At 60.4% G+C, this 23790-nt stretch carries 20 protein-coding genes and 1 pseudogene; 10 read left to right on the plus strand and 11 right to left on the minus strand.

Annotation, left to right across the window (positions count from 1 at the left end):
- Nucleotides 1-243, minus strand: a complete 243-nt coding sequence (locus PZN02_RS17310; protein WP_136507022.1) for a DUF2188 domain-containing protein — start codon at nt 241-243, stop codon at nt 1-3.
- 295 nt (nt 244-538) lie between these two features.
- A pseudogene (locus PZN02_RS32235) lies at nt 539-609 on the minus strand (NAD(P)H:quinone oxidoreductase); the annotation flags it as partial.
- 177 nt (nt 610-786) lie between these two features.
- Here PZN02_RS32235 and PZN02_RS17320 point away from each other — a divergent pair.
- Together PZN02_RS17320 and gpt are read left to right on the plus strand one after the other, a co-directional pair.
- The gene (locus PZN02_RS17320; RefSeq protein ID WP_280659171.1) at nt 787-1533 is read left to right on the plus strand and encodes a competence/damage-inducible protein A; all 747 of its coding nucleotides are present in this window, start codon (nt 787-789) and stop codon (nt 1531-1533) included.
- A gap of 191 nt (nt 1534-1724) precedes the next feature.
- Nucleotides 1725-2222: a xanthine phosphoribosyltransferase gene (gene gpt / locus PZN02_RS17325; RefSeq protein ID WP_280659172.1), complete on the plus strand. Its 498-nt coding sequence runs from the start codon at nt 1725-1727 to the stop codon at nt 2220-2222.
- Between the two features lie 120 nt (nt 2223-2342).
- On the opposite strand, the gene PZN02_RS17330 is transcribed toward gpt, so the two are convergent.
- On the minus strand, nt 2343-3815 hold the full coding sequence (locus PZN02_RS17330; protein ID WP_280659173.1) for an NAD(P)H-hydrate dehydratase: 1473 nt from the start codon (nt 3813-3815) through the stop codon (nt 2343-2345).
- Nucleotides 3816-4149: 334 nt separating this feature from the next.
- On the opposite strand from PZN02_RS17330, the gene PZN02_RS17335 reads away from it, so the two are divergent.
- The 3 genes from PZN02_RS17335 to hspQ all read left to right on the plus strand — a co-directional run bounded on the left by PZN02_RS17335 (nt 4150) and on the right by hspQ (nt 6487).
- Nucleotides 4150-4488 (plus strand): P-II family nitrogen regulator, encoded by a 339-nt coding sequence (locus PZN02_RS17335; RefSeq protein WP_003528058.1) that lies wholly within the window; start codon nt 4150-4152, stop codon nt 4486-4488.
- A gap of 86 nt (nt 4489-4574) precedes the next feature.
- The gene (glnA, locus tag PZN02_RS17340; protein WP_153436440.1) at nt 4575-5984 is read left to right on the plus strand and encodes a type I glutamate--ammonia ligase; all 1410 of its coding nucleotides are present in this window, start codon (nt 4575-4577) and stop codon (nt 5982-5984) included.
- A 173-nt stretch (nt 5985-6157) separates the two neighbouring features.
- On the plus strand, nt 6158-6487 hold the full coding sequence (gene hspQ / locus PZN02_RS17345) for a heat shock protein HspQ (protein WP_280659174.1): 330 nt from the start codon (nt 6158-6160) through the stop codon (nt 6485-6487).
- Between the two features lie 137 nt (nt 6488-6624).
- On the opposite strand, the gene PZN02_RS17350 is transcribed toward hspQ, so the two are convergent.
- Nucleotides 6625-7248: an invasion associated locus B family protein gene (locus tag PZN02_RS17350; RefSeq protein WP_280659175.1), complete on the minus strand. Its 624-nt coding sequence runs from the start codon at nt 7246-7248 to the stop codon at nt 6625-6627.
- A gap of 359 nt (nt 7249-7607) precedes the next feature.
- Between PZN02_RS17350 and PZN02_RS17355 the strand changes: the two genes are divergently transcribed.
- The 4 genes from PZN02_RS17355 to PZN02_RS17370 all read left to right on the plus strand — a co-directional run bounded on the left by PZN02_RS17355 (nt 7608) and on the right by PZN02_RS17370 (nt 10893).
- Nucleotides 7608-8030: a DUF7668 domain-containing protein gene (locus tag PZN02_RS17355; protein ID WP_280659176.1), complete on the plus strand. Its 423-nt coding sequence runs from the start codon at nt 7608-7610 to the stop codon at nt 8028-8030.
- 16 nt (nt 8031-8046) lie between these two features.
- Entirely contained in the window at nt 8047-8184 is a 138-nt protein-coding gene (locus PZN02_RS17360; RefSeq protein ID WP_280659177.1) for a hypothetical protein, read from the plus strand.
- 69 nt (nt 8185-8253) lie between these two features.
- A complete protein-coding gene (locus tag PZN02_RS17365) occupies nt 8254-10041 on the plus strand; it encodes an extracellular solute-binding protein (protein ID WP_280661532.1) in 1788 nt (595 codons plus the stop codon).
- A gap of 186 nt (nt 10042-10227) precedes the next feature.
- A complete protein-coding gene (locus PZN02_RS17370) occupies nt 10228-10893 on the plus strand; it encodes a DsbA family oxidoreductase (protein ID WP_280659178.1) in 666 nt (221 codons plus the stop codon).
- Nucleotides 10894-11006: 113 nt separating this feature from the next.
- On the opposite strand, the gene mfd is transcribed toward PZN02_RS17370, so the two are convergent.
- Nucleotides 11007-14516: a transcription-repair coupling factor gene (gene mfd, locus PZN02_RS17375; protein WP_280659179.1), complete on the minus strand. Its 3510-nt coding sequence runs from the start codon at nt 14514-14516 to the stop codon at nt 11007-11009.
- An 8-nt stretch (nt 14517-14524) separates the two neighbouring features.
- The gene (locus PZN02_RS17380) at nt 14525-14824 is read right to left on the minus strand and encodes an FAD assembly factor SdhE (RefSeq protein WP_280661533.1); all 300 of its coding nucleotides are present in this window, start codon (nt 14822-14824) and stop codon (nt 14525-14527) included.
- 121 nt (nt 14825-14945) lie between these two features.
- On the opposite strand from PZN02_RS17380, the gene recG reads away from it, so the two are divergent.
- A complete protein-coding gene (gene recG / locus PZN02_RS17385) occupies nt 14946-17051 on the plus strand; it encodes an ATP-dependent DNA helicase RecG (protein WP_280659180.1) in 2106 nt (701 codons plus the stop codon).
- Nucleotides 17052-17063: 12 nt separating this feature from the next.
- On the opposite strand, the gene PZN02_RS17390 is transcribed toward recG, so the two are convergent.
- The 5 genes from PZN02_RS17390 to PZN02_RS17410 form a co-directional block, all read right to left on the minus strand.
- The gene (locus tag PZN02_RS17390) at nt 17064-17753 is read right to left on the minus strand and encodes a DUF502 domain-containing protein (protein ID WP_280659181.1); all 690 of its coding nucleotides are present in this window, start codon (nt 17751-17753) and stop codon (nt 17064-17066) included.
- Between the two features lie 19 nt (nt 17754-17772).
- Nucleotides 17773-18270, minus strand: a complete 498-nt coding sequence (locus tag PZN02_RS17395) for a GNAT family N-acetyltransferase (RefSeq protein WP_280659182.1) — start codon at nt 18268-18270, stop codon at nt 17773-17775.
- A complete protein-coding gene (glmS, locus tag PZN02_RS17400; protein ID WP_280659183.1) occupies nt 18267-20093 on the minus strand; it encodes a glutamine--fructose-6-phosphate transaminase (isomerizing) in 1827 nt (608 codons plus the stop codon). Before glmS ends, PZN02_RS17395 begins: the two co-directional genes overlap by 4 nt.
- Before the next feature lie 247 nt (nt 20094-20340).
- Nucleotides 20341-21711 (minus strand): bifunctional UDP-N-acetylglucosamine diphosphorylase/glucosamine-1-phosphate N-acetyltransferase GlmU, encoded by a 1371-nt coding sequence (gene glmU, locus PZN02_RS17405; protein ID WP_280659184.1) that lies wholly within the window; start codon nt 21709-21711, stop codon nt 20341-20343.
- Between the two features lie 151 nt (nt 21712-21862).
- On the minus strand, nt 21863-23509 hold the full coding sequence (locus tag PZN02_RS17410) for a Na/Pi cotransporter family protein (RefSeq protein WP_280659185.1): 1647 nt from the start codon (nt 23507-23509) through the stop codon (nt 21863-21865).
- Nucleotides 23510-23790: the final 281 nt, after the last annotated feature.

Genomic DNA, 23790 nt, shown 5'->3' on the forward strand with positions numbered 1-23790 from the left:
TCAGCCATCCTCGACGGTTGCTTCAGGTCGATCTCCCCCATCGGCGTGTTCGAAATGCCAATTTCCCTTCTCATCCTGGAAGCTGATTTCCTCGTCGTCGCCGCCGACTTGCTGTTCGGCCGCTGCGGCCTTTGCGGCCGCCAGTGCCATCTCGCGACTGGGAAAGGGCTCTGAATACGCGTCGGCTGCTTTATATGCCCAGCCTCCGTCGTGTGGAACGATCGAATAAGTGATTCGCGCCATTCTTCACTCCCCTGGATTTCCCGGGACAGTTCCTGCCCCCGGCGGACCGTTGCCGCACGGTCCTTGCTGCTCCTCCTTATCAATGGCATTTGCATGCCGAACGGTCGCGATGTTAGCACAAAATGACGCTGCTAGGCCACTTTTGCGATGATTTTGACCACCTTTCGAAGCCTTCGCGAAACTTCAAGGCGCAGTCCTCGCCGTACCGCGCCGAAGGGTGCCTATAACGGAAACATCAGGACGCGAACCTTGCGGCGATCTTCGCGACATGCGCGCCCTGGTAACAGGCGGCTTCGAGTTCGCGCACGCGCTTTACGGCAACATCTGCGCGGTCGATCTGGCGCCCTCCGCGACGGCGTAGGCCATCGTTTCGATATGCCCATAGGCGGAATAGTGGAGAACCAAGTACTTTTGCCATCATGATGCTCCTGTCAGGCAATTACACTTGATCGTCACCCGCGGCAGGATTTATCAAAACGCACGTGGTCGCCAGCAAATGCGCGGTCGACAGACTGGACGATCGCCAACAAGTCAGGAGCATCAATGACCACTGCCACGATCGTCACCGCCGCCATGCTTGCCATTGGCGATGAGCTTCTGTCCGGTCGAACGAAGGACAAGAATATCGGCCACCTGGCGGACATGCTGACCATGGTCGGCATCGATCTGCGAGAGGTTCGCATCGTGGCGGACGACGAAGAGGCAATTGTCGATGCCGTCAACGCCTTGCGCGGCCGTTATGACCATGTCTTCACGTCCGGCGGGATCGGGCCGACACACGACGACATCACCGCCGACGCCGTCTCCAGGGCGTTCGGTGTCGAGTGTATCCACGACCCGCAGGCAATGGCGTTGCTTGGCGCCATGTATGAACGCCGCGGCATGGAGTTTACCGATGCGCGCAGACGGATGGCACGCATGCCGGTTGGCGCCACCCATATTTCCAATCCCGTATCGACGGCGCCCGGCTTCAGAATCGCCAACGTCTACGTGATGGCCGGCGTGCCCCAGGTCTTTCAGGCGATGCTTGACAGCTTGCTGCCCAGCCTCCCGGCAGGCACTCCGGTCCTCTCACGCACAGTCCGTTCGCCCTATGGCGAAGGCGATATCGGCGGGCCTTTGGCAGAGGTTCAGAAGAAACATCCGGAAACGAGCATTGGCTCCTACCCCAAGTTCGACGGCAAGAACTTCTCGACCGATATCGTCATCCGCGCTCGCGAGGCTGGGGTGCTCGCCGCGGCCGAAGCCGATGTCGTAGCGATGATCGAGACGATTGCTCGTTCTCGCTAGCGGATCATCGGTGTTCGACGAGCGGACGAGCGCCGGAAGCCAGCGATTGCTGGACAAGCCTTGCCGGCCCTTGCGCTCCGGGCTTCATTTTCAGTATTGCATATCCAAATCGTGACGAAGCGCGCTGTGCGACCTCCTGGTCCGCCGCAGCCCTTCTCAGCTAGTATTCGACTTGAAGCCGGAGCCCGCACATGTCCCTTCCTGATAAAGCCTTTCCAGTCTCCTGGGATCAGTTCCACCGCGATGCCCGCGCGCTCGCGTGGCGGCTGGCCGACAACGGACAGGAATGGCGTGCGATGGTCTGTATCACCCGCGGAGGGCTCGTTCCGGCTGCAATCATCTCCCGCGAACTCAACATCCGCATGATCGAGACCGTCTGCATCGCCTCCTATCACGACTATGACACGCAGGGCCAAATGAAGGTCCTCAAGGGCATTTCCCCGGAAATCGCCAAGGATGGCGGCGAGGGTGTGCTGATCGTCGATGACCTGACGGACACTGGCAAGACCGCCGCCGAGGTGCGCGCGATGCTGCCGAAGGCCCATTTCGCCGCCGTCTATGCAAAGCCGAAGGGACGCCCGCTCGTCGACACTTTCGTGACGGAAGTCAGCCAGGACACCTGGATCTATTTCCCCTGGGACCTTGGCTTCACCTATCAGGAGCCGATCGCCAAGGGCACGCGCGGCTGAGGCTCCTTCTCGCTTCTGCAGCGCCGCGCACCCTATCAGACGCGCAAGGGACGCTGCAGCGCTTTGAATTGCTGTGGGTTTTATCTCAAACGGCTGCGATTTTGGGGAAATAGGCGGTAGTTACGGAAGCGGCGGAATGCATTCGACGAGCGTCTCCGCCGTCATGCTGCGACCTGCGCGCGTCCCGGCTTCCCCATGACGCCAGACCGCCGCGGCGGCGGCCTCGAAGGCCGGGATGCCTTGAGCCAAGTGGGCGCCGATAATGCCGGCAAGGACGTCGCCCGATCCCGCTGTGGCGAGGGACGGCGGAGCATTGGCGTTGACGACGACGCGGCCCGATGGAGCGGCGACGACCGTGTCGGGTCCTTTATAAACGACAACTGCGTGGCTCATTCTCGCGGCGGCTTGCGCCTTTTCAATCTTGGACAGCGCCGCATCCGCGGCGATCTCGGGAAACAACCGCGCGAACTCGCCCTCATGCGGGGTCATCACCAACTGACCCCCGCTGGCGGCACGCTCAAAGAGTTCCGTTCGGTCCTTCTCGAAGGAGGTCATTCCATCGGCGTCGAGGACCAGCGCCCGATCGCAGAGCATCAGGGCAAAGCCCCTCGCCTTCTTGCCGACGCCGAAGCCAGGCCCGAGCACGAATGCGTTCACCCGCTTGTCCTTGAGCCAAGTCGCAAGGTCGTCCGTGCCCTGAATTTCCCTGAGCATTACTGCGGTAAGGTGGGACGCATTAACCGCGAGCGCTTCCGCTGGTGACGCCAGCGTCACCAGACCGGCGCCTGCCGCAAGGCCTGCAGTTGCCGACAGGCGCGCCGCACCTGTCGAGAGTGAACCGCCCGAAAGCACGCCGAGGTGGCCCCGTCTGTACTTGTGCGTAGCCGGATCAAGAGTGCTGGCGTGCGAGCCCCATATGGTAGGTGTATTGAGCCGCAAGTCACCGGCCCCATCGCTGACCAGCCGCGCCGGGATGCCGATGTCGAACACCTCCAGGGTGCCGCAGCGGACGCGACCGGGCATGAGCAGATGGCCGGGTTTGCGAGCCATGAATGTGACGGTGTGTACCGCAGTGAAGCTCGCACCGCGGATCTCCCCCGTGCGCCCGTCGACGCCCGAGGGCAGGTCGACGGCGATTACCGGTACGTGGCTCTCACTCACCCGCGCAATGGTTCCTTGCGCCTGTGCCGGAAGATCGCGCGTAAGCCCTGCCCCGAACAAGGCATCGATAACAACGTCACCAAGCTGAGGCTCGTAGGCGGCAAGCGGTTGCACCGCCAGTGGGCAAGCACCTTGTGCTCGCGCTGCGTCGCCTTTCAGCGTCTCCGGATTACCGAGCGCGAACACCGCCACGTCGGCACCTCCGTCCACGAGTGCGGAAGCTGCGACGTAACCATCACCGCCGTTGTTGCCGGGCCCGCAAAGCACGACGAAACGAAGCGCTTCCGGAAAGAGCCGCAATGCGGCCGCCGACACCGCCATTCCGGCTGAACGCATCAACGCGAAGCTATCGATGCCCGAAGCGGCGGCCGCATCGTCGATCGCCGTCATTTCGGCCGGAGTCACCAGAACGTCTCGGAGCGAGTCAAGCATGAACTAGATCTAACCGCGCAGAACGCCTCAAGGCAAGAAGGTCCGCCACCAAACAAAATGAGCATTTTTTATGCAATTGCACATTATTGGTGCTTAAATAACGTGCTTATGGAGCCCGTCGCAGCAATTTTGCCAGCATCAGATGGTCATCTTTCATAAAAAATAGGCAAAATGACCGAGGAGGCGGAGCGCAATCCCGCACGGTCTCCGATCAAGCTGTGAAAATTCACCATCCGGGGTTTCATTCTGCGACAAAACTGGCACGCTACGTGCATATTGGAGGCCGAGCGGGCATGAACCTGCTTTAAAGGGAGAAGCGGAGAGACATTTTCTCATGAAAAAGATCGAAGCGATCATAAAACCCTTCAAGCTGGACGAAGTGAAGGAAGCCCTTCAGGAAGTCGGCTTGCAGGGGATCACCGTCACGGAAGCAAAGGGCTTCGGGCGACAGAAGGGACATACGGAGCTTTACCGAGGCGCCGAATATGTCGTGGACTTCCTGCCGAAGGTAAAAGTCGAAGTCGTGCTGGCAGACGAAAACGCAGAGGCCGTCATCGAGGCCATTCGCAATGCCGCGCAGACCGGGCGCATCGGTGATGGAAAGATTTTCGTGTCCAACGTGGAAGAAGTCATCCGAATCCGCACCGGCGAAACTGGCCTCGACGCCATCTAATCACGTAATCACGCCATCAAATCCTGTGGGGCCGTCCGGCCCCAATTTTTCAAACCTCGTCATCTCAAAACAGGGACTTACAAAAAATGACGACTGCGAGTGAAGTTCTGAAGCAAATCAAGGACAACGACGTCAAGTTCGTCGACCTGCGCTTTACCGACCCGAAGGGCAAGCTGCAGCACGTGACGATGGATGTCGTCTGCGTCGACGAAGATATGTTCGCCGATGGCGTCATGTTCGACGGCTCCTCGATTTCCGGCTGGAAGGCGATCAACGAGTCCGACATGGTGCTGATGCCTGACCCGGAAACGGCTCACATGGACCCGTTCTTCGCCCAGTCGACCATGGTCATCCTCTGCGACATTCTCGATCCGGTTTCGGGCGAGGCCTACAATCGCGACCCGCGCGGCACCGCGAAGAAGGCGGAAGCCTATCTCAAGGCCTCCGGCATCGGCGATACGGTCTTCGTTGGTCCGGAAGCGGAATTCTTCGTGTTCGATGACGTGAAGTACAAGGCCGACCCGTACAACACCGGCTTCAAGCTTGATTCCTCCGAACTGCCGTCCAACGACGATACCGATTACGAGACCGGCAACCTCGGTCACCGTCCGCGCATCAAGGGCGGCTACTTCCCGGTACCCCCGATCGATAGCTGCCAGGACATGCGCTCCGAAATGCTGACCGTGCTTGCCGAAATGGGCGTCACGGTTGAAAAGCATCACCACGAAGTGGCCGCAGCGCAGCACGAGCTTGGCGTCAAGTTCGATGCGCTTGTTCGCAACGCCGACAAGATGCAGATCTACAAATACGTTGTGCACCAGGTTGCCAACGCCTACGGCAAGACCGCGACCTTCATGCCAAAGCCGGTGTTCGGCGACAACGGTTCCGGCATGCACGTCCACCTCTCGATCTGGAAGGACGGCAAGCCGACCTTCGCTGGCGACGAATATGCCGGGCTTTCGGAAACCTGCCTCTATTTCATCGGCGGCATCATCAAGCACGCCAAAGCCCTCAATGCCTTCACCAACCCCTCGACGAACTCCTACAAGCGTCTCGTTCCGGGCTATGAGGCGCCGGTTCTGCTCGCCTATTCGGCCCGCAACCGCTCGGCTTCCTGCCGCATTCCGTTCGGCAGCAACCCGAAGGCAAAGCGCGTCGAAGTCCGCTTCCCCGACCCGAGCGCGAACCCCTACCTCGCTTTCGCGGCGATGCTGATGGCAGGCCTCGACGGCATCAAGAACAAGCTTCATCCGGGCAAGGCGATGGACAAGGACCTCTATGACTTGCCGCCGAAGGAACTCAAGAAGATCCCGACCGTTTGCGGCAGCCTGCGCGAAGCGCTTGAAAGCCTCGACAAGGATCGCAAGTTCTTGACGGCCGGCGGCGTCTTCGACGACGACCAGATCGATTCGTTCATCGAATTGAAGATGCAGGAGGTCATGCGCTTCGAAATGACGCCGCATCCGGTCGAATACGACATGTACTACTCGGTCTAAAGAAATGGACCGGTCGGCAAAGACGTCCGGTCCGCTTACGACAATGGAAGAAGGCGGGCCTCGTTCAGAGCCCGCCTTTTTCATGAGCAGTGCCCCAAGAACGGTTCACCGCAGACCTATTGATGTTCGGCACGCGGCAACCCAGATTATTGTCTGAAAGGATGTGTTGCGTCATGAAACAAAGAAGCGCGAAATTTGAGATCGGACAGGTGGTTCGCCACCGGGTCTTTCCGTTCCGCGGCGTCATCTTCGACGTCGATCCGGAATATGCGAACACCGACGAATGGTGGAATGCCATCCCGCCGGAAATTCGGCCAAACAAGGACCAGCCCTTCTATCATCTCTTCGCCGAGAACGACGACACCGAATATGTCGCATATGTTTCCGAACAGAACCTCGTTTCCGATGAGAGCGATAGACCGATCCGCCACCCCCAGGTGAGTGCCTTGTTCGAGAAGGAAACCGTCGGGCACTACAAGCCGAAGGCCACCTACAAGCACTAAGGGCGCTGGGGCGTTTCCTCGATCGCCAACGAGCACGCTCCGGCACCCCGGTCCCGGAGCGTTTTGTTGCGCCGGTCACCCAACAAAAAAACGCCCGGCAAATACCGGGCGTCTTTTGATCCAAGAAACGAGCGCGATTATTGTTGCTTAGCGGCCTTCTGGGCCTCTTCGAGCTTCTTGCGGGCGTCTTCCGCCTTCTTCTGCATTTCTTCCTGCAACAGGCGCTGGCGTTCTTCCAACTGCGACTGTTCGATCGGCTCGCCGTCAAAGACGCCAGTGAAACCTTCCAGCGACATCTTGATCGGGTTCGGGGCGCGCTGGAAGTTGACCGACGTGAAGACGACTTCGTTGCCCTTCTTCAGGTTAGCAATCAGCGCATCGGAAAGCTGTGCTTCGGCAACACACTTATCGGGCATGCAGATCGCATAGTCGAGCTTCACACCCTTGCCACCATCGATCTGCATCTGAACACCCGGCGGAATCATCCGAGCGGAAGGTACGGAAACCTGGACAACCTTGCGGTTGATCTTACCGGAGACGGTGATGAGGCCAACAGCTGTGACAAGCTGACCATTGTTGGCGGTGAGCAGGTTCTGAACGATGCAGACGTCGTTATCTTCCTGCTTGGTGCAAACCTTGAACCAACCCTGCGGCGGCTTGCCTGCCTGCGCGAAAGCAGCGCTTGGCGCACCGGCGGCTGCAACAGAGAGCGCCAGCGCCGCCATTGCCGCGCGATTGGTGAAGTTCGACTTGAAGATCATTGTGATTCCGTCTCCTGAAATCCGGTTCCGGAACAAACTGTTCCGATGGTGAATATCGTCAGCCGCCGTTGTCCTGTTGGCCAAATGAGGCATTTGCATGGCCCCGTTTCCGGAAACACCTGTTACATTGGCTCGCGGCGTTTATCCAGTGTTTCGTTGCATTTTTTGCAACCGCCGAAGGCGGAAATACCCAGGCTTCACGATCTTTTCAGAATGGAGCTGATCAAGAATCACGGCGGCCGTTTCCTGGATATCGAAGCGAGATTCCAGCGGAAAACCGCTTCACACTTTTGCTTATCGATTCTGGGGACAGCTGACAGTCTCTCAATGGCTGCGCAACGACAGGTGGGTGAAGGAAGATGCATCGCAGAACGAAGAATCGGGTACAAAGCCTTGCGCTGGACACGATAACGCGCATCCTCGGGGAACAGACGTTGAGTACATTGGACTATCGCGTCGTTGCGCTTCTCAGGCAAGTAGTCGCATGGCTTGTCGCTCGAGATTTCGTTGCTGTTGAGGCTCGCTCAAGAGGTGTTCGACTATCTGCTGAGCAGATGCGACAAGCAATTGAGGAGTACGGCCGGACACCGGTCATGCCTCCTGATGACGCGTTCTTGGACATTGATGCCATCGCCTTAACAAATTCCGACGCGCGAGTTTGGTCCGTTCGGTTCGATCTCTGGACCCATGAAGAGGGGCGATCCGATCTATCGCTCGAATGCACCATTGTCATCGATAATGGTACCCTTGATATAGAAGTCGATAACATCCACGTCTTGTAGTCGCAGGAAAGAGGGGATGGCCAATGGTCAGAAAAACCTCTTCTCCCTGGACAGCTTTTCCAGAAGTCAGCGCCGGATCCGGGCGGAAAACCGCTTCACACTTTTCCTGATCCCCGCTCCGGCGAAGGTTGGAAATGTGAGCACGCATTGGTAACCTGACGGGAATCGGCCTGTAGAAATCCCTCGGGAGGTGAAGTTGCGCGCAGTTCTTTCCGGCCTTGCCATGCTTGTGGCCGCCAGCACATTCGGCAATGGAGCCCTGGCCGCGCCGGTGCATGCCATTTCCATGCACGGCGAGCCTGCCCTGCCCGCCGACTTCAAGCACTTCCCTTACGTCAACCCCAACGTGAAGAAGGGCGGAAAGATTTCCTATGGCGTCGTCGGCACGTTCGACAGTCTCAATCCCTTCATCCTGAAGAGCATGCGGACAACCGCGCGAGGGATGTGGGACCCGGCTTTCGGCAACCTCGTCTATGAATCGCTGATGCAGCGCTCCCAGGACGAGCCGTTCACAATGTACGGACTGCTCGCCGAAACCGTCGAGTGGGACGACGACCGCACCTTCATCCAATTCAACCTGAACCCCAAGGCGCGCTGGGCCGACGGCCGGCCCGTGACCGCCGAAGACGTCATGTTCACTTTCGAGTTGATGCGTGACAAGGGGCGTGCCCCCTTCAGCAACCGCCTCTCCAAGGTCTCGAAGATGGAGAAGGTCGGCGACCGCAGTGTCCGTTTTACCTTCAACGACGATGTCGACCGCGAATTCCCGATGCTGCTCGCGCTTTCACCCGTATTGCCGAAACATGCGATCAACGTCGACACGTTCGACAGGACCACGCTGGAGCCGCCGCTCGGCTCCGGCCCCTATCGAGTTGCCGAGGTGAGGGCTGGCGAACGCATCGTCTATCGCCGGAATCCCGACTACTGGGGCAAGGACCTGCCCTCAAAGATCGGCATCGACAATTACGACGAGATCTCCGTCGAGTATTTCCTCCAGGAGAACTCCCTCTTCGAGGCGTTCAAGAAGGGCGAGGTTGATGTCTATCCGGAAGGCAGCGCAACCAAATGGGCACGCGGCTATGATTTTCCGGCAGTGCGCTCCGGCGACGTGATCAAGGACAGCTTCACGCCGAGAACCCCCTCCGGCATGCTCGGCTTCGTCTTCAACACGCGCAGGCCGATGTTCGACAACATCAAGCTGCGCCAGGGCCTCGCGCTCGTTTTCGACTTCGAATGGGTGAACAAGAATCTTTTCGATAGTGCCTACACGCGAACCCAGAGCTACTGGCAGAACTCGTCGCTTTCGTTTCTCGGTGCCGCCGCAGACGACCGTGAGCTTGGACTCATGGGCGACGTTAGAGAGAGGATCAATCCGACTATTCTCGATGGGAGCTATCGTCTGCCCGTGACCGATGGCTCCGGTCGTGATCGCAATGTGCTGCGCGAGGCGGTGACGCTGCTTCGCGAAGCCGGGTACGCCATCAAGGACGGCAAGATGGTCGACGCCAAAGGCACGCCGCTTGCCTTCGAGATCATGAGCCAGAACGCCGGGCAGGAAAAGATCGCCCTCGCCTACGCGCGGTTCCTCGCGCCGCTGGGAATCGTCGCAACCGTGCGCACGGTCGACGATTCCCAGTACCAGCAGCGCAGCCAATCCTTCGACTACGACGTGATCATAAAGTCATTCCCGTCCTCGCTCTCTCCGGGCGTTGAGCAAGTCGGGCGCTGGGGATCGCAATCGCGGGACAGGCAAGGGAGCGAGAATTTTGCCGGCGTCGCCGACAAGGATGTCGACAAGCTGATCAGTAACATCCTGCAGGCGCGGACGACGGAAGACTTCACAGCTGCGGTCCGCTCCCACGACCGGCTGCTGGTATCCAATGCCTATGTGGTGCCGCTCTACCATCTCGACGCCCAATGGGTCGCGCGATGGAAGCATATCGGTCGCCCGGCCACGGTTCCGCTTTACGGCTATCAGCTGCCGACCTGGTGGGACGAGCGCGCGCAGTAACCATAGCGCCGTGCGTCTTTTCAGACGCACAAAGGTCGCCGTCGCACTTTGAATTGCTGCATGTTTTTGTCCTTGAATCGGATTCGATTTAAGGAAACATGCAGTAGGTTCCCATTTGGTAACGCATTGAAACTGTCGCCGTACCGGCCTATGTCGCAGGTTTAGGAAGCAAGAAAGGCTGGAGCGATGGAAACCGTCAAAATCGATATCGTCTCGGATGTCGTCTGCCCGTGGTGTTACCTCGGAAAGAGGCGCCTCGATCAAGCCGTTGCCAATGTCGCCGGCGACGTCCATGTGATGATCCAATGGCGCCCCTACCAGCTCAACCCGGACCTGCCGGCAGAAGGCGTCGATCACAAGCGACACCTTGCCGCAAAACTCGGCGGCCAGGACGCCGTCGACAGGGCCCACAAGACGCTCGAAGGGCTTGGCCGAGAAGATGGCATCGAGTTCAACTTCGAGGCCGTGAAAATCAGCCCAAACACGCTCGACGCCCATCGACTGATCCGCTGGGCAGCAACCAATGGCGAGCATACCCAGGCGGAGGTCGTGCGCCTGCTGTTCAAGGCCAATTTCGAAGAAGGTCGAAATGTCGGCGATCACGCAGTGCTTCTGGAGATTGCCGAGCAGGCAGGCCTCGACGTTCCGGTCATCGCCGCCCTTCTCACCTCCGACGCGGACAAGGATTCGGTGAAGCAGGAAATCGACGTTGCCCGTGAGATGGGCGTCAGTGGCGTCCCCTGCTTCATCATCGACCAGCAATATGCGGTTATGGGCGCCCAATCGGTCGATGTGCTGACGAATGCATTGCGCGAGATCGCGCAGATGAAAGCCAGCGGCCCTGTGCACTAGATCGCGCTAATAAGGTAAGACGCGGGATGCGGGCGGAAAACCGCACACTTTTCCTCATCCCGCGCAGGCCCGATTACGATGCCGCTGCGCAAACCGCGGCGGCATCTTCGTTTTCAGGCAGGCTTTGCGAGGCCGGCGAGCTGCGTCATCACCATTGCGGCGCCGGAAAGCCTCTTGTCCGGCGTCACGAGTTCGCGTTGGAAGAAGATGCTCTGGTCCGGGCGGATCTTCGCCAGCGTTCCGTGTTTGGCGATGTAACCGACGAGAGCCGCGGGGTTCGGAAACTCCTTGTTGCGGAACTGAACAACCACGCCTTTCGGCCCGGCATCGAGTTTTTCGACATTTGCCGTGCGGCAAAGCGACTTGATGTAGACGATCTTCAGCAGGTGCTGAACCTCGGTCGGCAGCGGCCCGAAGCGATCGATCAATTCCGCGCCGAAACCGTCGATCTCCTTGAGGTCTGTCAATTCGCCGAGGCGGCGGTAAAGCCCGAGCCTCAGGTTCAGATCCGGCACATACTCCTCCGGAATCATGACCGGCGTTCCGACCGATATCTGCGGCGACCAGCCGGTGTCGTGGATTTCCTCCTCGCCCTTGAGCTCGGCGACGGCCTCTTCCAACATCTGCTGGTAAAGCTCGAATCCCACTTCCTTGATGTGGCCGGACTGTTCCTCGCCGAGCAAGTTGCCGGCGCCGCGGATGTCGAGATCGTGGCTGGCGAGCTGGAAGCCGGCACCCAGCGTGTCGAGCGATTGCAACACTTTCAGGCGGCGCTCTGCCGGCCCTGTCAAAGTCTTGTTGACCGGCAAGGTGAAGAGCGCAAAGGCGCGAACCTTGGATCGACCCACCCGGCCGCGAAGCTGGTAGAGCTGAGCGAGTCCGAACATGTCGGCGCGGTGCACGATCAGGGTATTGGCGGTCGGCACATCGAGGCCCGATTCGACGATCGTCGTCGAGAGAAGCACGTCATAACGCCCTTCGTAGAAGGCGTTCATGATATCCTCGAGCTCGGTTGCCGGCATCTGGCCGTGTGCCACCGCGACCTTCAGTTCCGGAACATCGGATTGCAGGAATTCGTGGATCTCCGAAAGGTCGCTCAAGCGCGGGCAGACATAGAAGCTTTGGCCGCCGCGATAGTGCTCGCGCATCAGCGTCTCGCGGATCACCAGCGCGTCGAAGGGCGAGATGAAGGTGCGCACCGCCATGCGGTCGACCGGCGGCGTCGTGATCAGCGACAATTCGCGAACGCCGGTCAAGGCAAGCTGCAGCGTGCGCGGAATAGGCGTTGCCGACAGCGTCAGCACATGCACGTCTGTTTTCAGCTCTTTTAGTCGCTCCTTGTGCTTGACGCCGAAGTGCTGCTCCTCGTCGATGATCAATAGCCCCAGATTGGCAAACTTGACCGACGAGCCGAGCAGCGCATGCGTGCCGACGACGATGTCGGTCTTGCCGTCGGCCACTTCCTTCTTCGTTAACGCGAGTTCCTTTGACCCAACGAGCCGCGAGGCCTGCTGGATGCGGATCGGCAGGCCACGGAACCGCTCGGCGAAGGTCCTGAAATGCTGCCGGGCAAGCAACGTCGTCGGAACGACGACGGCCACTTGAACACCATTCATCGCGGCGATGAAGGCGGCGCGCAGCGCCACTTCCGTCTTACCGAAGCCGACATCACCGCAAACCAGGCGATCCATCGGACGGCCGCTTCCAAGATCGTCGCGCACGGCGTCGATCGAGTTCATCTGATCTTCGGTTTCATCGTACGGGAAGCGCGCGGCGAACTCGTCATAGACCCCGTCGTGGGCCACCAGAGCAGGCGCGTGGCGGGTATGTCGTTCGGCCGCAATGCGGATAAGGCCACCCGCCATATCGAGCAGCCGTTTCTTGAGCTTGGCCTTGCGCGCCTGCCATGCGACGCCGCCGAGCTTGTCAAGGATCGCATCCGTGCCCTCGGAGCCATAGCGCGACAGAAGCTCGATATTCTCGACCGGCAGAAAGAGCTTGGCATTCTCTGCATAGACAAGTTCGAGACAATCATGCGGCGCGCCGGCCGCCTCGATCGTGCGCAAGCCCACAAAACGGCCGATACCGTGTTCGGCATGGACGACATAGCTACCCTCATCGAGGCCGGTCACCTCGGCGATGAAGTCGGCACCACGCTTGCGACGCTTCGACCGGCGCACCATCCGGTCGCCAAGAATGTCCTGCTCGCCGATAACCACGAGGTCGCTGGTCTCGAAGCCGGCTTCGAGACTGAGGACCGCAGAGGCGGCCTCGCCCGGCTTCAGCGAGCGCACATCGGACAAGGCCTTGATCGGACGAATATTGGCAAGCCCGTGCTCGGCGAGAACCTGCAGAAGGCGATCGAGCGATCCCTCCGTCCACCCCGAAATGACGACCTTCGCGCCCCTCGCCCGCTTTTCGGCGATGTGCTTCACGGCTTGGTCGAAGACATTCGCGCGTTCGCCGTCACTTTCGACCTCGCCCGCCGCCTTTGCCCAGCGAAGTCCCTGTCGCGCCTCGATGGCGACGACTTGGCGCGCTTCACCTTCGTGCTCGTTAAATGGCGACAGGCGGACGGCGTTAAGTTCAGAGAGCATCGCGCCAAAACTCTTGGCGCTGAGGTAAAGCAGTTCCGGAGGCACGGGCTTGTAGGGCGTGCCTTGGGAGATCTGACTTTTGCCCGGCGATGCGGAGGCAAGGCGCGCGTCATAATAGTCGAGGATGAGCTTCGCGCGCTCCGCCGCCGCTTCGCGCACCAGATGGTCCGTGACGATACGGAAACCATCGAGGTAATCGAAGACCGTCTCCAGGCCGTCGTAGAAGAGCGGCAGCCAATGCTCCATGCCGGCGTAGCGGCGCCCTTCCGATACTGCCTGATAAAGCGCATCGTCCCGAGTCGTGGCACCGAAGAGTGACAAGTATTGCTTGCGGAAGTGGCTGATGGTCTCGGGCGTCAGCGACACTTCGCTCATCGGGTTGAGATCGAGCGAGCGCACCTGACCGGTCGTGCGCTGGCTCGCCGGATCGAAGGAGCGGATCGTCTCAAGCGTGTCGCCGAAGAAATCCAGGCGCAATGGTTCGCCGCTGCCGGGCACATAGACGTCGAGAATGCCGCCTCGGACGGCGAACTCGCCGACCTCGCGCACCGTCGGCACGCGCTCGAAACCGTTTCGCTCCAGCCGCGCGGCAATATCGTCCATGCGGACCTGGTTGCCTGGCCTTGCCGAAAAGGCGAGGCTTTCGATCACATCCTGCGGAGAAATCTTCTGAAGGGCCGCATTGACGGTGACAAGCACGATCGCCGGATGCGGCTTCGCCCGGTGCGCTATCAACGCACTCAAGGCAGCAAGCCTCCGCGCAGATGTGTCAGCGCTCGGGGAGACGCGGTCGTAGGGCAGGCAATCCCAGCCCGGCAGAGTCAGTACCGGAATGTCCGGGGCCACGAAGCCGAGAATCTGCTCAAGGTCCGCAATCCGCTGCCCGTCGGAAAGGATATAGGCGACGGGGCTCCCCGCGCGCGCCAACTCGGCAAGTATCAGTGCCTCGGCACCGGACGGCACCGGGCCGATCGTCACCTCTTGTGTGGCGGAAAGGATCTTCTTCGGGTCAAGGCCAGATATCATGCTTGTATCTATTCCTGACTAAGCTTGTCGAAGTCGGGGCGATAAGCGGCGATCCGGCTGAACAACGGCGTCGCATAACGCTCCGGCAGGGGCTGTTCGCCGGTGATCCACCGCACGAGATCGTTATCTTCCTCGCGCATGATCGTTTCCAGTTCATCGAGTTCTGCATCGGACAGGCTCGCCAGCTCCGTTTCGGCAAATTGCCCGAGAATCAAATCCATCTCGCGAATGCCGCGATGCCAGGAACGAAAGAGGATTCTGCGCCGACGCGGGTCGAGATCGGCGCTGGTACGCGTGATGCCGGTCATGGAAAATCCTTCCTGCCGCCCGCTGCCGACGCGGCGGGTTTTGGTCATTGGGCTCTATAAACGCTGGAAGGCGGGTTGTCAGCCTTGCCAAAGCCGGAATTATCGTCGCAATTTCATCATCATGCGCCCTGCTCTCCTCGACCCGCTGTTTTCGCCTCTCGATACGTTGCCCGGCATTGGTCCGAAAACCGGTGAACTCTATGCGCGTCTGCTTGGTCGCGAAACGATCGACGATTGCCGGGTGATCGATCTTGTCTTCCATCCGCCCCATTCGCTGATTGATCGGCGCCAGCAGCCGGGCATTGCCTACGCGCCGCAAGGGTCGGTCGTCACCATCACCGGCCGCGTCGACCGGCACCAGCCATCGCCTCGCGGCAGACCTAACGTACCCTACCGGGTGTTCCTGCACGATGACACCGGCGAACTGGCGCTCACCTTCTTTCGCGTCAAGGGAAACTGGCTGGAAAAGGCACTGCCGATCAATGAGACCGTTGTCGTCAGCGGCAAGGTTGATTGGTTCAACGGCCGAGCGTCGATGGTGCATCCCGACTATATGGTCAGGCTCGCTGAGGCGGAAAATCTGCCGCTCGTCGAGCCCGTCTACGGGCTGACTGCCGGCCTCTCCCCGCGAACGTTGCGGCGCTCGATCGAGGCGGCGGTGGCGCGCGTGCCGGATCTGCCCGAGTGGCTCGACGAGGCGCTGCTCCGTCAGCAAGGCTTTCAAAGCGCAAGGGAAAGCTTCCACCGCCTGCACGAGCCTCGGGATGAAACAGACATCGACGCACAGGCCCCAGCGCGGCGGCGGCTCGCTTATGACGAATTCCTTGCGGGGCAGTTATCGCTTTCGCTCGTGCGCCAACGGCTACGCAAGGTCGCCGGAACCCCTGTTCATCCGACCGGCAAACTGAGTGAACCGGTCATCCGTGCGCTGCCTTTCTCGCTCACGGCGAGCCAGTCGGCCGCGATCCGCGACATACTTGCCGACATGTCCGGCAGCGATCGCATGCTGCGCCTGCTGCAAGGCGACGTCGGTTCCGGCAAGACGGCGGTGGCGCTGATGGCCATGCTCGCGGCGATCGAATCCGGCGGCCAAGCGGTGCTGATGGCGCCAACCGAAATCCTTGCCCGGCAGCATCATGCCACGCTTTCGAAAATGGCCGCGCCGGCCGGTATCGGGATCGATGTCCTGACCGGCCGCACGAAGGGCAAGCAGCGCGACGCGATCCTGGAACGGATCGCTTCCGGCGAAACGCAGATGGTGATCGGAACGCACGCCCTGTTCCAGGAGGCCGTGAACTATCATCAACTCGTGCTCGCCATCGTCGACGAACAGCATCGTTTCGGCGTCCACCAACGACTGCGGCTCACCGCCAAAGGCATTTCCCCACACATGCTCGTCATGACGGCGACACCTATTCCGCGCACGCTCGTGCTCGCCGCATTCGGGGACATGGATGTCTCCAAGCTTACGGAGAAGCCGGCCGGGCGAAAGCCGATACAGACGGTGACGATTCCCGCCGAGCGCACCGATGAGATCGTCGACAGGCTCGATGCGGCGCTCGGGCAAGGCAAGAAGGCCTACTGGATCTGCCCGCTGGTGGAGGAGTCAGAGGAAAGCGACGTGATGTCCGCCGACGAGCGTTATCAAACGCTTGTCCAGCGCTTCGGCAATGATGTTGGTCTCGTTCATGGCCGCATGTCCGGTCCGGACAAGGACGCCGTGATGGTTGCCTTCAAGAACGGCGAAATTCGCCTGCTCGTGGCGACAACGGTGGTGGAGGTCGGCGTGGATGTTCCCGACGCGACGATCATGGTGATCGAGCATGCGGAGCGCTTTGGTCTGGCACAGTTGCATCAGCTGAGGGGCCGCGTCGGCCGAGGCGACGAGGCATCGACCTGCATCCTCCTCTACAAGAGCCCGCTCAGCGAAGCGGGCCGCGCGCGTCTTTCCATTCTGCGCGAGACCGAGGACGGGTTCGTGATTGCCGAGGAAGATCTTAGACTGCGCGGCGAAGGCGAGCTTCTCGGAACGCGCCAATCCGGCACACCCGGCTTCCGTATCGCAAGCCTCGAGGCGCACGGTGATCTTCTCGAGATCGCCCGCACGGATGCCGCCTATGTCATAGAGCGCGATCCCGACTTGACGTCAGAGCGTGGCGAGGCGCTGCGAACGCTCCTCTATCTCTACCGACGCGACGAGGCGATCCGTTTCCTGCGCGCCGGTTGATACCAACGGCGGTCAGGCAGTCTTCTGCTGCGCGACCGGCCGTGGCGCATTGGCCAGCGGCTTGTGATCTGGCGCCACGAGACCGCCGGAGATCAGGAGCTTGGCCGCGTCCTCAGCGCTCATCTGCAACGGGAGGATCTTCTCCCGCGGCACGAATAAGAGATACCCAGCGGTCGGTAGCGGCGTCGGCGGCAGGAATACAGCGACCATGTCCATCCCGCGCTCGTTGAATTTGGCAGCGATCTCACCTTTCGCGTCGGTGGCGATGAAGACAAGAGACCAAAGCCCCGGGCTCGGATATTCGATCAGACCGGCCGTCTTGAAGGATGAGGACTGGTCCTGGAGCACAGTTTGAAAAATCTGCTTCAATGACTTGTAGATTGTGCGGACGAGCGGCGTCCGATTGAGGAGCGACTCGCCGAAATTGACGATCGACCGGCCGACGAGATTCGCAGTCAGGAAACCGACGAGCGTGATGACGACGATTGCGATAAGGAGGCCAGAGCCTGGGATCGCCACCGGCAAATAATTGTCAGGGTTGTAGAAGCGCGGCAGGTAGGGCTTCACCCAGCTATCCGCCCATTCGATGACAGAGCGAACCAGCCAAACCGTGATAGCCACGGGTGCGCAGATGACCAGCCCCGTGAGAAAGTAATTGCGCAGCCGGGCTGCGATGATGCCGCGTTTGGAACCGTCCGTCATGTTGTTGCCATCGACCCCGTCAAACCGGCCCGAAAGCCGGATGATAGCTGAGCGTGCCGCAAACCTGCGCTTCCGACAAGTGTAGAACCATGAGATATTGCGGCGCACAACCCGGAAAAACAAGAGCCGGCTCGTTGGCAAATCCGAACTTTCGATAGAAGGCCGGCTCGCCAACGACGACGCAGCCCGATGCGCCGGATTTTCGTAAGATATCAAGGCCATGACGGATGAGCGCGCTGCCCACGCCGCGCCCTTGCCTGTCTGGCCGCACCGAAACCGGACCGAGGCCATACCATCCGGCAGCGGAGGGGGTGATCGTCACCGGCGAAAAGGCGATATGAGCGATCACCTCGCCCGCGTCTTCCGCAACAAGCGACAGGGCAAGCGCGCCGGCGGCGCGCAAGCGCTCGATGATGAGCGGTTCTGTCTGGTCGCTGTGCGGATGACCGGCAAAGGCGGCCGCAGTTACATCGCGGATAGCCTCGTGATCGTCGCTCCGCTCCGCCCGGATGATCATTCGACCGTTACCGACTTGGCGAGGTTACGTGGCTGATCGACATCGGTGCCCATGAACACGGCCGTGTGATAGGCAAGAAGCTGAATCGGCAACGCGAAGATCATCGGCGCAATGATTTCGTCGACGTTCGGCAATACGATTGTATGCATCGTGTCGAGCTTCGAAGCGGCAGCTCCCGTCTCGTCCGTAATGAGAATGATGCGCCCGCCACGAGCGGCAACTTCCTGCATGTTCGAGGCGGTCTTGTCGAAGAACCGGTCGTGCGGCGCGATGACGATGACCGGCATGTTCTCGTCGATCAGCGCGATCGGTCCGTGCTTCAGTTCGCCGGCCGCATAGCCTTCCGCATGGATGTAGGAAATCTCCTTAAGCTTCAGCGCGCCTTCCATCGCCAGCGGGAAGCTGGTGCCGCGGCCGAGGTAGAGCACGTCACGGCACTTCGACAGTTCGCGCGACAGGAGCTCGATCTTCGGCTGGATGGTGTTCAACACCTGGCCCATGATGCGCGGCATCTCGGCAAGGCTTCTCACCAGCGCCTGTTCTTCCTGCTCGCTGACCGTGCCCCGCGCCCGGCCAGCGCCGATGGCAAGCGCGGCGAGCACGGCAAGCTGGCAAGTGAAGGCCTTGGTCGATGCCACGCCGATCTCGGGACCGGCGAGGATCGGGAAGACGGCGTCTGACTCCCGCGCGATCGTCGATTCGCGGGTATTGACGACGGCACCGATCTTCAGGCCGTGTTCCTTGCAGTACCTGAGCGATGCCAGCGTATCGGCCGTTTCGCCAGACTGCGAAATGAAAAGAGCGGCCGATTGCGGGGAGAGCGGGATCTCGCGATACCGGAACTCTGAAGCAACATCGATTTCGACCGGAAGACGCGCATAACGCTCGAACCAGTACTTGCCGATCAGTCCGGCGAGATAGGCGGTACCGCAGGCGGAAAGCGCAAGACTCGGCACTTTGGCGAAATCGATGGCATCGGAAACGGCCGTCACCCGGTTTTCAATGAAGTTGATGTAGTGGCCGAGCGCGTGGGAGATGACCTCCGGCTGCTCGTAGATTTCCTTTTCCATGAAATGGCGATGATTGCCCTTGTCCACCATATAGGCCGCAGCCATCGAAATCTGACGCGGGCGCGCGACGACATTGCCGTCAATGTCGAAGATGTGCGCACCGGCCTTGCCGATAACGGCCCAGTCGCCATCGATCAGATAGGTGATTTCATTGGTGAAGGGCGCCAAGGCGATCGCATCCGACCCCAGGAACATTTCGCCATCGCCATGGCCGATCGCGAGCGGTGGCCCGTTTCGTGCCGCCATGATCGTCGATGGGTCATCCTCAAAGAGCACGGCAAGCGCATAGGCCCCGGTAACGCGCTTCAGCATCGCGTGCATCGCTTCGCGGCGTCCCATCCCATCGCGATGGTATTTCGCCAGGAGATGCGCCACGACTTCCGTATCGGTATCGGAGCGGAACTCGACGCCAAACGCACCAAGTTCATCCTTCAGTTCCGCGAAGTTCTCGATGATGCCGTTGTGGACCACGGCAACACCGTCGGTGAAATGGGGATGTGCATTGCGCTCCGTCGGCGCGCCATGCGTCGCCCAGCGCGTGTGGGCAATGCCGATGCTGCCGGCCAGCGGCTCCTCTTTCAGCTTCGCTTCAAGGTTGAACAGCTTCCCCTCGGCACGGCGGCGCTTCAACCGGCCCTCGTCGATGGTTGCGACGCCGGCCGAATCATAACCGCGATATTCCAGCCGCTTCAGCGCATCGACCAACCGCTCCGATACCGGCTGATTGCCGACGATGCCAACGATACCGCACATAACCCTCTCCGCGTTCTCTTCGCGCCTGTCCCAGCGCAACAGTTACCCTACAGCGCCGCGCGTCTTATCAGATCAGACTCGCAAAGGACGCCTAGCACTTTGAATCGCTGCATGTTTGTACCCTTAAATCGGATACGATTTACGGAAACATGCAGTAGACGACCTTGCCGCCTTCAGGCCTTGGTAGCGAAATTGCCGCGTGAGGCAATCCCGTGCGATTTCACTTTCAATTTCAGTATTTAACGATCTATTCGGCGGCCTTCGCCTTCTTCCTGGCGGCCTTCTCCGTTTCGTAGCGCTCGCGCAGGAGCCGCGCCCTGCCCGGCTTGATGTCCTGGCGCGCGCGCCCGAAGGCGACTGCGTCCGCGGGAACGTCGTCGGTAATGACGCTGCCGGACGCAACAAGCGCCCCATCGCCGATCGACACAGGAGCCACAAGCGACGAGTTCGACCCGACGAAGGCATTCTCGCCAATGCGGGTCACATGCTTGTTCACCCCGTCATAGTTGCAGGTGATGGTTCCCGCGCCGATGTTCGATCCAGCGCCGACGAATGCGTCGCCGATATAGGTCAGATGGTTGACCTTGGCGCCGGCACCGATCTCAGCCTTTTTCACCTCGCAGAAATTGCCGACTTTCGATTTCGGGCCGAGATCGGCGCCTGGACGAAGGCGTGCGAACGGCCCGACGGTCGCGCCCGCGCGGACATACGCGCCCTCGAGATGCGAGAAGGCGTGGATAATCGCTCCGCTCTCCACGCTGACGCCAGGCCCAAAGACGACATTCGGCTCCACCAGGACGTCCTGGGCAAGCTCGGTATCCCAGGAAAGGAAAACCGTTTCCGGCGCGATCATCGACACGCCCGCCAGCATCAGTTCGCGCCGCCGGCGCTCTTGCCAGAGACGCTCGATATAAGCGAGTTCCGCCCGTGTGTTGCAGCCGGTCAGTTCCTCCTCGGGCGCTTCGACAGCGACTGCCCTACCGCCGACGGTGCGAACGATTTCAACGAGATCGGTGAGATAATATTCGCCCTTGACGTTGACGTTGCCGATGCGGCCGAGAAGATCGAGGGCCTTGCGGCCGTTGATCGCCATCAGCCCCCCATTGCAATAGGTGACCCGACGCTCCGCCTCGGAGGCGTCCTTGTGTTCCCGGATTGCGACCAGCACGCCGTCCTCGACGATCAGGCGTCCATAACCGGTCGGATCGGCGGCTTCGAACCCGATAACGACCACATCATTTCCTGCGGCCAGCCCCTCTCGCGCCGCCTTGAGCGGCCCTGCCGTAATAAGGGGTGTGTCGCCGAAGACGACCAGAATGTCGTCATAGCCCCGTGCGATGGCCTCGCGAGCCGCAAGCACCGCATGCCCAGTGCCGAGCCGCTCCTTTTGCAGGAACGAGGTCACGGTAACGCCGGCGGTTTGGGCGGCGGCGGAAACAGCCTCGGCATCGCGGCCGACGACGAGCGCCACATCCGAGATGGAGGCGCTCGTCAGCGCGTCGACGACGTGGGCGATCATCGGCCTGCCCGCCACCGGATGCAGCACCTTCGATACGGACGATTTCATCCGCGTGCTTTCGCCAGCCGCCAGGATGATTGCCAGGCACGTCCGTTCCATTCTCATTTCTCCTTGGTATTGATCGCAGGCGGATGCCCTATCGCCTGACTCGACGGTGTTCTTATAGGCAAGATATTGCGAGAAACACAATTCTCACAATCACGTCGCGTAACCTCTGGTTAAAACCTGACGGCGGTCACCTGACCGACAGTCAAGCTTCCGGACGCAGCCTGCTTTCCGCCAAGAGGCCGCTTTCCTCGAGAATGGGATAGGCTACGGACGCTATGTGTGCGTTGATGCGCTTCAGGTCCCTCAACATGTCGAGATGCAGCGAGCTCGTCTGCAGGCTCTGAAGCAGGCCGTCGCGAAGGCGCTCAAGATGCCGCTCCGCCGAGCGTTTCTCCATGTGGCGGACATCGACTTTAACCTCGACCAGATGGCGAGCGAGATCCGCATTGCGGCTGACAAAGATCGTCTGAGCGATGCGCAGGTTGTCGATCGTCAGGTTGAACAGGCTTTTCAGCTCCTGATAGCCGTCTTCGGAAAACTTCAATCCATTGGTGACTTTCTTGCCGATCTGCTCGCAGAGGCCTTTTTCGATTATGTCACCCATGTGCTCGAGATTGATCGCGTAGTCGATGATGACGATCGAGCGTCGGCCGTCTTCGGCGCCGAGTCCGTCGCGCCCGAGCCGGGACAGGAATATCTTCACCTCCTGCTGGAGAAGATCGACCTGCTTTTCCATTTTTCCGATGTCATGCAGTTCGCCGAGATCGTTGTTGTCGAAGGCGTTCGACGCGTGCGTCAGCATCGCCTCGACCAGATCCCCGACACGCAAGACTTCGCGCGTCGCCGCGGAAAGTGCCATCACAGGGGTGTCGAGGGTCGCTTCATCGAGATAACGCGGCCCCGTTTCGCCAGCTTCTTCGTCCGGAACGAACCGGCTCATCAGGCGCGAGAGCAACCCCGCGAACGGCCACGCGACAATCGCGACGACGAGATTGAAGACAAGATGGACGTCGACCGGCAGGTTCTGCCGAGGCAACGGCAGATGCTGCAGCCACTCCGCGCCGATCCCTACGATCGGAAGCGCAATGAGGCAGCCCAAGCCGCGCACGACGAGGTTGCCGAGCGTGACGCGGCGCGCAGGCGGTGCGGAACTGAGGGTGGCGATAACCGGTGGAATGGCTCCCCCTAGATTGGCACCCAGCACCAATGCGACGGTCAATCCGGCGGAGAGCACCCCGGCAGACGAAAGGGAAAGCACAAGCATCACGATCGCCAGACTGGACGACGACGCGAAAGCCAGGCCCGCCGAAATGATCAGGGCAACCGGCCAGGCGCTGTCGAGCATGCCGAGAAATGCTGCGAGCGCGCGGGATTCGCGCATCGGTTCCGTTGCGGCGGAAAGCAAGTCGAGCGACAGCAACATCAAACCGATGCCGACGAGGGCGAAGCCGGCGCCCTGACGCGCACTCGACCGGCTCATCCGGTGCACCACCACGCCCGCTAGAATAATTGCCGGCGACAGCCACCCTATCCCGGTGGCAACGATCCAGGCCGTCATCGCCGTTCCGACGTTGGCGCCCAGCAGCACGATCTGCGCCATTCGTGCGCGCACCAGCCCCCTTTCCACGAAGGAAGCCGTCATCAAGGCCGTCGCCGTCGAACTCTGCAATGAAAGGGTCGCGATAAGGCCTGTCACAAACGAGCGAACCGCACCGCTTGTTCCCTGTGCGAGACCGGTGCGCAGCCTCGATCCGAACGCACGCGTGACGCCATCCTTGACGAGCGACAGGCCGAACAAAAGCAGCGCTACCGCACCGAACAGATTGACCATCACAATCGTTGACTGCATGGCATGTTCCCGTAACGGCCACTGAAATCAGGACATTTTACCCTATTATCGAGCACAGGGTTCCCAATTCGTCGCAACACGAATGCGCTCGAAAACTGACAATTTCGCAGATCCATTTCTGTTGCCGGCTAACGAATCCGACATCCACTTTCTTGTTCGCGTCCGATCTTGCTGGGCTGCGTGATTTTTCCGATCCGGCGAGCACATCGCCTCATGCTGCGCGTCACGAAATCGTTCGCAAGCGTTGAATGCCGGCGGCCCAAGCGGAGGTGTCGCAATTT

Origin of the sequence: Sinorhizobium garamanticum (assembly GCF_029892065.1) — a bacterium.
GTDB classification, from domain to species: Bacteria; Pseudomonadota; Alphaproteobacteria; order Rhizobiales; family Rhizobiaceae; genus Sinorhizobium; species Sinorhizobium garamanticum.